The 13,613-nt window shown below is 55.7% G+C and carries 9 protein-coding genes; 6 read left to right on the top strand and 3 right to left on the bottom strand.

The genetic code is table 11. From position 1 onward, the window contains the following. Positions 1 to 203: hypothetical protein (locus VFA76_16465; protein ID HZR33441.1), on the top strand; the 203-nt coding region annotated here is incomplete at its 5' end. 152 nt (positions 204 to 355) lie between these two features. Here VFA76_16465 and VFA76_16460 read toward each other — a convergent pair. After that, positions 356 to 1,399, bottom strand: a complete 1,044-nt coding sequence (locus VFA76_16460) for a YncE family protein (protein ID HZR33440.1) — start codon at positions 1,397 to 1,399, stop codon at positions 356 to 358. 209 nt (positions 1,400 to 1,608) lie between these two features. Between VFA76_16460 and VFA76_16455 the strand changes: the two genes are divergently transcribed. After that, complete coding sequence (locus VFA76_16455; GenBank protein ID HZR33439.1) at positions 1,609 to 3,939, top strand: winged helix-turn-helix domain-containing protein; 2,331 nt, start codon at positions 1,609 to 1,611, stop codon at positions 3,937 to 3,939. 1,414 nt (positions 3,940 to 5,353) lie between these two features. Here the strand turns inward: VFA76_16455 and VFA76_16450 are convergent. After that, complete coding sequence (locus VFA76_16450) at positions 5,354 to 6,028, bottom strand: response regulator (protein HZR33438.1); 675 nt, start codon at positions 6,026 to 6,028, stop codon at positions 5,354 to 5,356. Between the two features lie 41 nt (positions 6,029 to 6,069). Beyond that, a complete protein-coding gene (locus tag VFA76_16445) occupies positions 6,070 to 7,104 on the bottom strand; it encodes an HD domain-containing phosphohydrolase (protein HZR33437.1) in 1,035 nt (344 codons plus the stop codon). A gap of 297 nt (positions 7,105 to 7,401) precedes the next feature. Between VFA76_16445 and VFA76_16440 the strand changes: the two genes are divergently transcribed. The 4 genes from VFA76_16440 to VFA76_16425 all read left to right on the top strand — a co-directional run bounded on the left by VFA76_16440 (position 7,402) and on the right by VFA76_16425 (position 12,780). Then, on the top strand, positions 7,402 to 9,447 hold the full coding sequence (locus tag VFA76_16440; protein HZR33436.1) for a TonB-dependent receptor: 2,046 nt from the start codon (positions 7,402 to 7,404) through the stop codon (positions 9,445 to 9,447). Then, positions 9,435 to 10,058, top strand: a complete 624-nt coding sequence (locus tag VFA76_16435) for a YfiR family protein (GenBank protein HZR33435.1) — start codon at positions 9,435 to 9,437, stop codon at positions 10,056 to 10,058. The genes VFA76_16440 and VFA76_16435 overlap by 13 nt, the downstream gene beginning before the upstream one ends. Before the next feature lie 68 nt (positions 10,059 to 10,126). Then, on the top strand, positions 10,127 to 12,421 hold the full coding sequence (locus VFA76_16430) for a response regulator (GenBank protein ID HZR33434.1): 2,295 nt from the start codon (positions 10,127 to 10,129) through the stop codon (positions 12,419 to 12,421). Continuing rightward, positions 12,418 to 12,780, top strand: a complete 363-nt coding sequence (locus tag VFA76_16425) for a response regulator (protein HZR33433.1) — start codon at positions 12,418 to 12,420, stop codon at positions 12,778 to 12,780. The genes VFA76_16430 and VFA76_16425 overlap by 4 nt, the downstream gene beginning before the upstream one ends. Positions 12,781 to 13,613: the final 833 nt, after the last annotated feature.

The raw sequence follows: 13,613 nt of genomic DNA, 5'->3' as shown, positions 1-13,613 counted from the left end.
TGGGCGACCAGTGGGTATTTGTGGCGATGGACGCGGAAACCAAGCTGGTGCCTGTGTTCACGGTAGGCAAGCGCACAGAGGAAACCACTTGGTATTTCCTTAATGACCTAGCAGAGCGCCTTGCCAATCGTATCCAGCTAATACTGGGCATTACCAAGGCAGAGACCATCGCACGCAATCCAGTGGACGCGGCCGGAGTGTGAACGTGGCCGCAGCGTGGGCAGGTCCAGGTTGGCGAGGGCGGGAGTGGCTTTCTGGTCGCGTACCGCACTTTACGTCAAAACAGTCATAACCCCTCCTATCTTTTTCACGCCGGAGCGCGGGTGCAGGACGGCGCTTCGGGGACCTGGAACGGTCATTCTTCGTCTTGGATCACAGAGACTGAAGCATCGGTCGCATTGGGAACGTACAAGAGATCCGTTCTGCGATTGAGCTCGAGAAAACGCGGAAAGCCGCCCACCGGTATGATGGCCACCACAGTTCTTGTGGAGCTGTCGATCACCGAGACGGTGCCATCGTTGCGGTTGGTGACGTAAATCCTTCCGTCGGCAGGATTGAACACCACGCCATGCGGACGGCGGCCTACGGGGATGTACTGAACCACTGCGTTGTTCGACGTCTTGACGACGGCAAGCTGATTGATGTTCCTGGCGGCGATGTACGCGAACTTGCCGCTGGGATCGAAGGCGATCGCCCGCGCCTCACTACCTATGGAGAAGGTGGTCTTGACGGTATCCGTCGCGCCATCTATCACCGTGATCTTGTCGCCCGCGTGCGTGACGTAAACCAGGTTGGTGCGTGGATTGACGGCTACGATAAAAGGGTCAAGGTCAACCGCGATGGTCTTTACTACCGCATCGGTTGAGCCGTCGATCACGGCGACGGTATTCCCGTCGGCGCAGCAGCCGCCGGTGAGTGTCACGTATATTTTGTTGGTTTTCTGATTGACCGCGATAAAGCCCGGGCCCAAGCCGACGGTGATGTTATTGACTACCTTGTTTGTGGCTCCATCTATGACGGAGACGTCATAAGACGGCTCGCTTGAACAGGAGTCAAAACCGACGCCACCAGCGTTGGCCACGTAGATCTTGTTCGTCTTTGGGTTGACCGCTATGCCGAATGGATTAAGGCCGACCGAGACCGGGCTTAACACCGTGTTTGTCGAGCCATCGATGACCGAGACATCATGCGAATCGCAATCCAGTCCAACAGGGCTGGACAGCGCTCCCGGATTAGTGGCGTATATGGTGTTGGTACGTGGGTTAACGGCTATTGCAAACGTTCCCGCGCCAAACGGCTCCCCAAGGGGAATGGTCGTTACAACACTCTGCGCCACCGCCAAGGCTCCCGCGAGCAATAGCGCTAACAAACTTGCGTAAGGTAAAGCTCTGGTCTTCATAACCCCTCCTATTTTTTTGCACGCCGGAGCGCGGGTGCAGGACCGCCCTTCGGCAATCGCAGGGTCAGGCCCCTTGAAAAGGCCGTCAATGCGCGGCTGATAAGAATTAAGTGAGCGATTGGTGAGCAGCTAAGCTGCTGAGAGAGAAGAGAATCGCCGCCAAGGTAAGCGCGTTTCCGCTTATAATGTGCCGCCTCGGGAGCGGTGTCTTGAAGCAGGTTCCTGAAGAAAATGCTGGCTTACGCTTTGGTCCTTTCGAGCTGGATGCCCAAACCGGCGACTTGCGCAAGGCCGGCCATCCCCTCCGATTAGCGCCGCAGCCGGCCAAAGTTCTGCTGCTGCTGGTCCGCCGTGCTGGCCAATTGGTGACCCGGGAGCAGCTCAAACATGAACTTTGGGGCGCCGACACTTTCGTGGATTTCGAGCACGGACTGAATACTTGCGTCCGGCAGATTCGAGCGGCGTTAGACGATGATGCCGACCATCCTCGCTATCTCGAAACTATTCCACGTCGCGGTTACCGCTTTCTGGTGACCCCAGAGCCCACCGGCAGTCCTGCACTGAATATTGCAGACGCGACGAGGGCTGCGCCAACCTCCGGCAGACTCCGATGGGTCATGGTCGCCGCCGCCGTCCTCATGGTGGCTGGCGCGGTTGGCGGAGGCCTGCTGCTGCGCGCTCGCCGCGCCCCCGTTCTCAGCTCCCGGGACCAAATCCTATTGACCGATTTTCAGAACATCGCCAACGATCCGGTTTTCGATGGCACTTTGAAGCGGGCACTAGCGGTGAAACTGGAGGAGTCACCGTTCTTCAACGTGGTGTCGGAGGAAAAAATACGGCAGACGCTGCTTTACATGGGCCAGCCCGCGAGCACGCGCGTCTCCGCGGCGGTGGGCCGTGAGATCTGCCAGCGCGAGAACATCAAAGCGATGATTGCAGGCGAAATTGCGCTCCTGGGCAGCCGCTACGTCCTTACGCTCGAAGCCATAAACTGCCGCACTGGCGACACGCTGGCCCGCGCTCAGGCCGAAGCCAGCCGAAAAGAGGACGCGCTTCGCGCCCTGGGAACAGCCACCGTCCAGATCCGGCGCCGATTGGGGGAATCGCTTGCCTCGCTTGAGGGATTCAACACGCCCATCGAGGAAGCCACCACCCCTTCGCTCGAAGCTCTTCGGGCCTACAACCTGGGGCTGGGGCAACACTACAATGCCGATGATGTGAGCGCAATACCCTTTTATCAACGAGCCATCGAGCTCGATCCGGACTTCACCATGGCCTACGCCGCCCTGGGAACGTCGTACGGCAATTTGAGGGAGAGCGATCTCTCCCTCAAGTACATGCGCATGGCATTCGAGCGCCGCAATCGTGCCACAGAAAGGGAACGACTGTATGTTTCCGGTCACTACTACGATTTTGTTACCGGCGAGGTCGAGGAATCCATCAAGACATACCAGCTCTGGGCGCGCACCTACCCCAAAGACTTCGTTGCCCACACCAATCTCGGTTTCGATTACATCGAGACTGGTGAATTCGCCAAGGCGATTGCCGAGAGCCAGGAGGCGATCCGCGTCTTTAGCAAAAACAGCCTTGATTCTGCCAACCTGGGCTTCGAATATCTCGGTCTGAATGATTTGCCCAAGGCGATGCAGGCGTTTGACCAGTCACTGGCCGCTAATGCCGATGAGATAGTCGCGCACTATGGCGCCTATCTGATCGCCTCCATCCAAGGCGACCGGTCCGGCATGATGCGCCAGGTTGCATGGGCGGCGGCGAAGCCTGCTGAGGGCGTCATGGACTACTATCAGGGCGAGACGGCCGCCTTTGCCGGTCAGTTGAAGAAGGCAGATCGATTCTTTCGCGCCGCGGCTGAGGCCGAGAAGCGCCACCGCTTCAAAGAGCGGGCTGCTAATTGGGAAGCAATCGCCGCCCTGACTCAGGCGGAATTCGGAAATTTGCAAGCCGCGCGCGGCCAAGCGCTCACGTCCGTTGCCGAAAGCCGCGGCATGGGAGTGCGTGTGGTGGCGCTGCTGGCGCTGAGTCAGGCCGGCGCTGAACGCGAAGCGGAGAAACTGGCCGGCGATTTACAACGCCAGTTTCCTGCGGATACCCTTTTGCACGCGGTGTGGCTGCCCGCGGCGAGAGCTGCCATCGAGATCAGTCATGGCGATCCTGCCCGTGCCATCGAGATCTTGCGCGCGGCTTCGCCCTATGAGCTGGGGATAAACATTCCTCCTTTGCCGCATCTTTATGCAATTTATATTCGCGGGCAGGCGTACCTGGCCGCGCACCAGGCTAGCGAAGCCGCTGCGGAGTTTCAGAAAATCTTGGATCACCGCGGCATTGCGGGTGATTCACCTCTTTATTCGCTGGCGCAGCTCGGCCTGGCTCGGGCTTTTGCACTGCGAGGGGAGCGGAATCAGAGCCGCAAAGCTTATGAGACTTTCTTTATGGCGTGGAGAGAAGCCGATGCTGGCATCCCAATCCTCAATCACGCCAAAAAGGAGTATTCCGCATTGAACGGCCGCCCGCCAATGCAATGAGCTGCTGAAAAAAGACGATTGCACCACGCTGACAAAAAGCTCTTGCCGGGCGAGGGCGCCTGCGCGACATCCGGTGACGCCTGCAATCAGCCGGGTCTGCGACGCGTCCCGCTGGGCAAACGTCTTGGCTGGGGCAACGGTCTCCTGTTTGTAGCCGACGGTTTCAGTACTCATCCGAGTTCCCACCAACGAAGAACACCGTGATGATCAGAGCGATGGTTCCAAGCACGATGAGACCTTGACGGTTTGTAAATTGCTTTATAGACCGCTTTCTGCCTTTCCCTGAAGAATGCTGCGTACCATTTGAAAAGCGCTTCATGGCCGCTCTGGCGTTGGCTTTGAAAAAGTTTGCCAGGCAGCCTCTGCTAAAGGAAGCCGCCCAACAAGTAAATCCCTAGAAATGGAAACCTAGTTCCGCCGTATAGGTACGAGGGGAAACGAAGTGGGTTCCGCTGGATCCGTTACTTCGGCTTGTTGGCTCCGGGTGCAAAGGGTGGGACGGGGGCGGCCTTGTTCGCTCTGCTGCGCCAGCAAAAGCGACCTCGGCCACGACGCCTGAGGTGGACTGTATCGCTTCAGAGAGAGTTTGGGCGAGACCCTCTCGTTGACAGTAGAGGAAAACGAATGCACTGGACGCGACGAATCGCGCCCCAAACCGCGTAGCGCGCGTGCATCCTCACTGGTGACGTTATCGTCTCGTCTCTTGTTATGTGTGGCGAAGGTTCGGCGCACCCCCTCACTCCCTAATCACCGCCGAGCGCAAGGTTGGGAGTCCGGGTGCCACCGCTACTTACATCGGGAAAAGATGTTCTTCAAGCGACCTTGAACCTAGCCGATTCTGATTTTTGTTTTTCCTATACATCAAGGGCGAGAATTCTTCGTCCCTCTTTTTCGCCAGCATGCCGCTCTCGTGAAACGAGCCTTCCAGGACGTCTCTTCTGAAGGTCAGAAGAGACTTCAGGAGCTGCTTAAGAAAATCGGTAAGTGTGCGGAAGCTGCTGGCGCAGGAAGAAAAATTTGATCTTTAGTCTTTCCCAATGTTTTTTGCCCTCGATCATCTCCATTCTGAAGGAGTCCGAGGCTTGAGGGGCGACGGGCCTATGTGTGTCCCGCCTTTAGCCGCATCGACGTGCTCTTCAACTATGTGGCTAAAGCCTTACTATGGGCGGCAACCCGGACCGAGGAGTACGACCCATTCGTCCGCGGTCGATGTCCTGTTGGTGTGCCACGATCCAAGCACGTGATACGGTACGGAACCGCCTGTTCCCTTGTGAAATCTGGTATCCCGCGGCTGCCCAGCACTAGAGCCAATAGCCGGTCTAGCGCCTCTTCCGTTTGTTTCAGCTCTTTATGGATGTCCTCAGAATTTGAAGAAGTCGTCTTTTGAGACAAGTGACAGCTCCTCATAGAAGGTCTATTCCTGGCAGTCCACAAGCTTCCGGATTGCCTCTCGTCCGGCTTCGTTGAGGTCCCTAAATCGAACGCCAGCTCTTTGCCGCTCATCGATTCTGACGACTATGCCAGCGGCTCTAATCGTGATTCCGGCGCCCGGTAGAGGGAAGGACAATCTCACCTCATCAAACGGGCGCAGCTGTGCGGCTTCAAATAGGATGCCGCTTAAACTGATATTCCAGCTTGTTCCTTTGGTAATGCGGCCGGCGACCTCACATACGACCTCCGTATTGAGCGGAACACGTACGAACCGCCGGCGATCGTCGAACATGGTGCCACGTGCAGTTCTGAACAGTCGTAGTAGCTTCTGCCTGTCGAGGGGCTTCTGTAGGAAGAACGTAGCCCCGACGTCGAATGATTTTTTCATCGTGTGCCGGTCCTCCTCGCCAGTGACCACGATGATGGGCGTGGATGCGTTCCACGATGACCCCCGCACACGCCTTGCCAACTCGAAACCGTCCATCTTGGGCATGTTGAGGTCCAGAAAGATGCCGTCGAACTTTTCCTTTACCACCAGCGCCGCAGCCTCCTCACTATCAACAACAGGCCGCACCTCTACTTCGACGGACTCAAGGACTTCTCGGATCAGTTCCAAGCTTGGAAAGTCGTCCTCGACAATGAGTACTTTGAGCGCCATATTGGGTTATGGGCAGAATGCGCCTTACCACCAAAGAGCGATTACACTCCCGCGCGGGCCGATCGTGAGCGCGACGCCAGAGGGCTGGTCAATTCTTTGAACGCTTTGAAAATGTCGCGGTCCCACCAGCCTTTTGCAACCTCATCTTCCATAGTGGCAAGGGCCTCCGAAACCAAAAGCGCCCGCTTATAGGGCCTGAGCGTCGTCAGGGCGTCGTAGACATCGACAATTTGCAATACCCGAGCGGTCAGGGGTATTTGGTCGCCTTTCAACCCGTCGGGGTAACCCGATCCATCGAACTTCTCGTGGTGATGGCGAATGACGGGAAGTACCAGCCGAAAGGACTTTAGCGGTGCGCAGATGCGCTCGCCGACAACCGGGTGCTCCTTCATTACTTTCCATTCTTCCTCCGTCAGTCGGCTAGGTTTGAGCAAAATAGCATCCGGTACCGCTACTTTTCCCACATCGTGGACGATCCCCGCGCGGTGGAGTGCAGTAACCTGTTCGCTAGGCAATCCCAGACGTTCACCTAACGCGACAGCATATTGCGATAAGCGCTCGCAATGGCCTTGAGTATTCGGATCCTTGCCTTCGATGGCTCGCGCCAATGCGAATAAAACCGATTCAGCCCGCTCCAACTCGTCTGTGTGCGCCTTAAGTTTTAAGAGCGACCGCACTCGTGCTAGCAGCTCTGTATTGTCCACGGGCCGGGTTAGAAAGTCGTCTGCGCCAGCTTTTATCCCCGAAACACGATCCTCTTTTGCCGACAGACCGGTAACCATGATTACAGGGGTCAGGCATGTTTCAGCTTCTTTCTTTATGCTCTCGCACACTTGAAAGCCATTTAGGCCGGGCATCATCACGTCTAGCAACACTAGATCAGGGCGGGTGCGTTTGAACTCTTGCAGTGCGGCTGTCCCATCTTCGACAGTTACTACGTCATACCCCGCGGCGCTGAGAAGTTCCTCAAATAAGGCGCGGTTTAGCTGTTGGTCGTCGGCGACAAGAACTGTCGCGTTGCCATTATTTTGTTCCTCAATGGGAAACGTCGCCATGGAAAGGTTAGCGTCGCACACAGTATTCCTCCGCGATAATTACCGAGGTCATCCAGCAGTAACCCGTGGGGGTTTACCTTACGTCGTGCGGGGTGGAGAAGCTGAGCGAACTGAGAGCAGGAGGGCTACGCTGACGGGGAGCGCAGAAGCGGCAACCTAAATCAACGTGAGAACGTCGAGCTCATTCCGGTGACCACTCGTTCATGGGTTCTCCTTGCGCGCCTTGGCTACATCAATGACGCCAATTGCAACTGTGAAAATTACCTTCGTAATTACCAATGGCTCAGCAGGTGTGCGAGGGTTGGACCAGCCGTTTATATGGCAAAGCCTTCCAACTCGGAACACCAGAAGTGTTTGCGGGGGATTTTAGTTCTTTTGTCCCTGCTCTGGTTCGCACATTTGTGCAAAGCAGGAACGCCAGACCCAATCCCGGTGGAGTCAGAGCGCCTCACGCAGGTGAGTCTGGAACAACTCGGCGAGATCGAGGTCACGACAGCGTCCAAGGTGCCGGTGAAAGCCAATCGAATCCCGGCAGCAATCTTCGTCATTACCCAAGAGGACATTCGACGTTCTGGAGCCTCCAGCCTTCCAGAGGTCCTGCGCCTGGCCCCAGGAGTAGAGGTCGCACGGATCGATTCAAACACATGGTCAGTGGGGGTGCGTGGCTTCGGAAGTGCGCTCTCCCGTTCGGTACTCGTGCTTATTGACGGTCGAACCGTTTACACGCCGCTTTTTGCCGGAGTTTATTGGAACGTGCAAGATACCCTGCTTGAGGATGTTGAGCGAATCGAAGTCATTCGAGGACCGGGCGGTACGATTTGGGGAGCAAATGCCGTCAACGCAGTCATAAATATCATTACCAAAAATACCCGCGACACTCAGGGGATGCTCGTCTCGATGGGCGGCGGAAATATTGACCAAGGGTTCGCCAATTTCCGCTACGGAGGCGGGAATGGCGAAACGCTTAATTATCGTATTTATGGAAAAGCCTTCTCTCAGGGCCCAGAATTCCACTCTGACGGGAGAAGGTTCGACGACTGGCGAATGGGCCAGACCGGCTTTAGAACGGATTGGGAACGACACAATCGCGACACATTTACGCTACAGGGCGACCTCTATAACGGCGACGCAGGACAGCGGGTGGGCATCGGGAGTTACACTGCGCCATTTGTAACCATGGCGGAGCAAAATGCGGAACTCGGCGGCGGCAATCTTCTCGGTCACTGGAGGCGAGTATTGAGCGCGGGCTCCGACATTCAACTTCAGACTTACTATGATCGGAGCAACCGAAGACAGCCCACTTTTGCCGAGTCTCGCGACACCTTCGATATCGATTTCATCCATCACCTAGGCTTGCCGGGCCGCCAAGACTTCTTGTGGGGTTTGGGGACTCGCCTCAGCTCGGGAAATGCCAGTCAGGTGATCCCGACCGTCGTATTCACACCGAATCACTACACTGAAAAGCTCTATAACGCGTTCGTCCAGGACGAAATCCCGATCGTCGGAAATAAGCTTTCAATAACCCTTGGATCAAAATTCCTGCACAACTCGTATTCGGGATTTGAGGCAGAACCGACAGGCCGCCTACTGTGGACACCGACTCCTCGACAGACCATTTGGGCGGCAGTTACGCGCGCCGTGCGTACGCCATCCCGTATTGAAGAGGACCTTCAGCTTACAGGACTGCTCACTCCCAACCCACTGACTTTTTTCAGAGTTATGGGAGACAGGAAATTCTCCTCGGAACACCTGCTGGGTTACGAAGCAGGCTACAGAACCCTGATCAAACCAACCCTTTATATCGATCTTGCTGCGTTCTATAACAACTACGACCGTCTCCTGAGTCTTGAGACTGGGGTGCCCTTCTCAGAAACAGCGCCGTCCCCACCTCATCTTGTCCTTCCCTTTCTTTTCCGTAACGGAATATTGGGCAAAACCGCTGGCTTCGAGCTTGCGCCCGATTGGACGCCGAAGCACTGGTGGCGTTTGCGAGGTTCGTATTCTTACCTGCACATTGATCTAGATAAGAAGTTTGGCAGCTTGGACAATACGTCCGTCAGCTCCATCCAGGGTTCTAGCCCTCATCATCAGATAGTGATCCAATCTACTCTGGATCTTCCTAAGAAGCTGGCGTTCGATCAGACCTTGCGCTACGTGAGTGCCTTGCCGGCTCAGCTTGTCCGGTCTTACACAACAGCCGATGTGCGCTTCAGTTGGCGCGCCACTCGCTCCCTCGACTTGTCAGTGGGCGGACAGAATTTGCTGCAACCGCATCACCCCGAATTTGGAGGTGATCCTGGATCGCTTGTCGGGATTGAACGAAGCGCCTACATCAGATTGACTTGGCAAACATGGCAACGGTAACCAAGCTCAACTCAGGCACGATTTCCTTGCGCCTCTCAGCGACAAGCCGGACCCACCGCCTTCTCCGCCTTGGAGCTGAGTTTGTCGTTCTCGCCGTCTTTGTATCAGTAATCCTAGGTGGCACAACCTTGCAGGGACAAAATTCGAACCCTACTGAATATCAGGTCAAGGCCGTTTATTTGTATAACTTCGGAAAATTCGTGGAATGGCCCTCCACAGCCAAGCCTGCCAACGTGTTCGGTATTTGTGTGCTTGGTCAAGACCCCTTCGGCACGACGTTCGACACAACTATCGCAGGCGAAAGCGTCAATACCAAAAAGGTCGTAATTCAACGTATTACAACGCTGCAGGAGGCTGGCAGTTGCCACATCCTGTTCATTAGTTCGTCCGAGGAGAAGCGGCTTAAGGAAATCCTCACAACCCTGAATGAGGCCAGCATTTTAACCGTCAGCGATATGCCGCAATTCGTACGCCGTGGCGGCATGATCCAGTTCGTTACGACGGGAAACAAGGTGCGTTTTGAGGTCAACCTGACCAGTGCCGAACGAACCGGCCTCTCTCTCAGTTCCCAACTGCTCAAAGTGGCTCTCAGCGTGAGAACGGGATCCTAGTCCACGAGGCATCGACAATGTTCAGGGCTCGCGACTACTCAATCACGAAAAGACTGACGAGAATGAACATGCTGGTCGGTGGAGCAGCCCTGCTGATTGCCTGTGCTGCGTTCATTACCTACGATCTAGTCACTTTTCGGCAGGCGATGGTGCACAGTCTTTCTATTCAGGCTCAAATCGCAGGATCGAATAGTGTCTCTGCACTAGTGTTCAATGATCCGCAATCCGCGGAGAACACTCTATCGGCTTTGAGAGCTGCGCCTAACACCGTGTCCGCGGGGATTTTTACCCGTGAGGGCAGGCCGCTGGCGATGTACTGGCGCGATGGGCGGGGGGAGGTCCCGAAACTGCCGGCGGTCCCGCCCGGTCAACTGGAGACACACTGGTTCAAGGATGGCGCCCTGGTAGTAGTCCGGGGGATTGTGTTCCAGGGAGATCCGGCAGGCGTCGTGTATATCCGGTCCGATTTACAGGAGATGAATCACCGCCTGAAGCGGTACATCGGAATAGCAACCATCGTGCTTTTGGCGTCATTTATTGCCGCGCTCCTGGTTGGCTCGGTGTTCCAACGAACGGTTGCGGAGCCGATTGTGCATCTGGCGGAAGTTGCTCGAGTTGTCTCTCGCGACCAGAACTATTCTGTGCGGGCCGTCTCAACCGGCAATGGTGACGAGCCAGACCTCCTGATTCAAGCCTTCAACGCAATGCTGGGACAAATTCAGGAGCGCGATGGCGCCCTGCAGAAAGCGCACGACGAATTGGAACAACGAGTGAAAGCTCGAACCGCAGAGCTTGAAGCCGCCAACAAGGCCCTGGAGTTTCAGAACCGTGAGGTGGAGCGGGCCACCCAATTGAAAAGCCAGTTCCTCGCCAGCATGAGCCACGAGCTCCGCACTCCGCTCAATGCGATCATTGGCTTTTCTGAGCTATTGGCGGAACAAACATCTGGCAGTCTCAGTGACAAACAGGCCCGGTTTGTAGGCCATGTGCGAGAGGGCGCTAAGCACCTGTTGCAGCTAATCAATGACATCCTGGACCTATCCAAGATCGAGTCTGGTTTACTGGAACTGAAAGCCGAGAATTTCAACATTTCAGAGGCTATGCCTGAGGTACTCTCCGTAGTGCGTCCCTTGGCCATGGCCAAGAAGATCAATATTGAAAGCACTGGTCAAAGTTTTGCGGTGCATGCAGATCGCGTCCGCTTCAAGCAAATTCTTTACAACCTACTTAGCAATGCCTTGAAGTTCACTCCCGATGCCGGGAGCGTGCGGGTTGAATCCTCAGCCGAAGGCGAGTTGGTCCGCATTTCGGTCAGCGACACCGGTGTTGGTATTCGACCGGAAGACCAGCAGTTGATCTTCGAAGAGTTCCGCCAAGCAGGTGAAACCACACGAGGCGTAAGAGAGGGGACCGGGCTCGGACTGGCGATCACCAAGCGCTTAGTGGAGCGGCAAGGCGGCACGATTAGCGTGACCAGCGAACTAGGTAAAGGCAGTTGCTTCAGCTTCACCCTACCTGCGGGACGATCAGTTCCCGAGGTGCCCGCCAGAATCGTGGCTTCTAAGGCCTCTCCTAAAGAACCGGTACGTCTCGAGGGTAAGTCGCTAATTTTGGTGGTAGATGATGAGCCACCTGCCCGCGAGCTTTTAACGCGCTACTTGGAAAGCGCAGGCTATGCCACAGAACCTGTCTGCTCGGGTGCAGAGGCTGTTCAAAAAGCTCGGCAGTTGCGTCCCAGCGCTATCACTTTGGACATACTCATGCCTGGGGGGAGTGGGTTTGAGACCCTCTTCCAACTGAAGAATGAGCCAGAGACTGCCGATATTCCCATCATTGTGGTTTCAGTGGTCGATCAAAAGCAGATGGGGTTAGCACTGGGAGCCGCTGAATATATGGTCAAGCCGGTGCAAAAATCTATCCTCCTGGAGGCGGTTGGCAGACATGTGCGGCCTCAGGGTGGATCTTCTCAAACCATCCTCGTGATCGATGATCATCGGGAAACACTTGACCTGCTGGGCAACATCTTGTCGTCGGGCGGCTACACCCCTTACCTCGTTTCCAGTGGCAGGGATGCCCTGAGTCGCCTCTCGGAAGTTCACGTTGATGCTATCTTGCTGGACCTCATAATGCCTGAGATGGACGGATTCGAAGTGCTCCGCAAAATAAAATCGGATCCGAGGGTGGCTGGCGTTCCGATCTTTGTAGTCACGGCCAAGGATCTTACACACGCAGAAGTTGAGCTCTTGCAGCGCGAGGCGCGGGCATTGCTTCGGAAGAGTGGTTCCTGGAAGGCTGATCTCCTAGCGCAAGTGCGGAAGGTGGTTGGCGACTCTGCCCTGGCCAAGTCGGCGGGGCATTCATGAGCAAGATTCTGGTGGCAGAAGACAATCTCCCGAACCGGGAGTTAATCCGCGAAATCCTGGAAACGCTCGGGCATGAAGTCATCGAAGCCTGCGACGGCAAGCAAGCTTTGGAGAAGCTTGCAGAAGATCTCCCCGACCTGGTTCTGCTGGACATCCAAATGCCCGTGCTGGACGGATATGCGGTCCTTCGCGAAGTGCGACAAGATCCGCGGCTTGCGCGTCTCAAAGTGCTTGCTCTGACCGCTTACGCCATGCAGGGAGACCGTGAAAAAGCCTTGGAAGCTGGCTTCGACGGCTATCTGACAAAACCGATCAATACGGCCGTCCTGAATGAAGGCATCCGGCAGTTCCTGTCTTAAACTCAACTCCTGTTTTGATCTGGTCTCAGCCTCGAACCCAGATTAGCGCCGAGCCGGTGTTTCCGCGCTAGCACGGCGCGCTTTTTATTGGGTTCTTTGTGCGTTAGCCGGTTCGACGCTTGCGACCCATTTGTTTAATTGGGGGATTATGGTTGCGTAGTCGGGGCAGGAATGCTCTCACATCGACAAGGCAGCTCGCGGGGCCGCTTCTTGGTTCCAAGGCCAGGTCTGCAATAGCGTCACATAAGAGACTTCCTTCCCCACTGCCAGGCAAGCCATTACGATCGGGCACGCCCCTCGGAAGCTCGAAGTATAGGAAAATCAAATTCTCGTGTGGGCCGGTCAGCGGGCAGGTGAGAGTCTGGGGCTATCGTTCTTGAAGACGATGTCACCGCGTCGGTCGTTTGCACCTGAGCAGCGTCTCTTGTTATGTGTGGCGAAGGTTCGGTGCACCCCCTCACTCCCTAATCACCGCTGAGCAAGGTTGGGAGTCCGGCCGCCACCGCTACTCACATCGGGAAAAGATGTTCTTCAAGCGACCTTGAACCTAGCCGATTCTGATTTTTATTTTTCCTATACATCAAGTATCCAGCCCGGTTCTAGAAAAACGGAATGTCCTAAAAACGTCGAATCACCAAGTGTTCTGTTAAGTGAACTGGAACCGCTCAGCAAGCCCAAAGCTCAGCGGCGTATTGATCTTCAGGCTAGAATCTCTCGCAGCACAGAGATGATACTGACGGGGTCTGAGCGTCGTACAACTGCACTGACGTAGGTCGGCAACTGTTGCCAGCTATTGGGTTCCTCTGCAATCAGCACGACCACGCTCTTTGCAC

The sequence above is a fragment of the Terriglobales bacterium genome, assembly GCA_035651655.1.
Classification (GTDB): domain Bacteria; phylum Acidobacteriota; class Terriglobia; order Terriglobales; family Acidobacteriaceae; genus DASRFG01.
Note: the sequence above shows the minus strand (reverse complement) of the source record. Positions and strands in the feature narration are given on the sequence as shown.

Excerpts from the sequence above, each read along its gene's own strand:
- VFA76_16430 (HZR33434.1), top strand. The coding sequence starts at position 10,127 with ATGCTGGTCGGTGGAGCAGCCCTGCTGATTGCCTGTGCTGCGTTCATT.
- VFA76_16450 (HZR33438.1), bottom strand. The coding sequence starts at position 6,028 with ATGGCGCTCAAAGTACTCATTGTCGAGGACGACTTTCCAAGCTTGGAA.
- VFA76_16425 (HZR33433.1), top strand. The coding sequence starts at position 12,418 with ATGAGCAAGATTCTGGTGGCAGAAGACAATCTCCCGAACCGGGAGTTA.
- VFA76_16435 (HZR33435.1), top strand. The coding sequence starts at position 9,435 with ATGGCAACGGTAACCAAGCTCAACTCAGGCACGATTTCCTTGCGCCTC.
- VFA76_16460 (HZR33440.1), bottom strand. The coding sequence starts at position 1,399 with ATGAAGACCAGAGCTTTACCTTACGCAAGTTTGTTAGCGCTATTGCTC.
- VFA76_16440 (HZR33436.1), top strand. The coding sequence starts at position 7,402 with ATGGCAAAGCCTTCCAACTCGGAACACCAGAAGTGTTTGCGGGGGATT.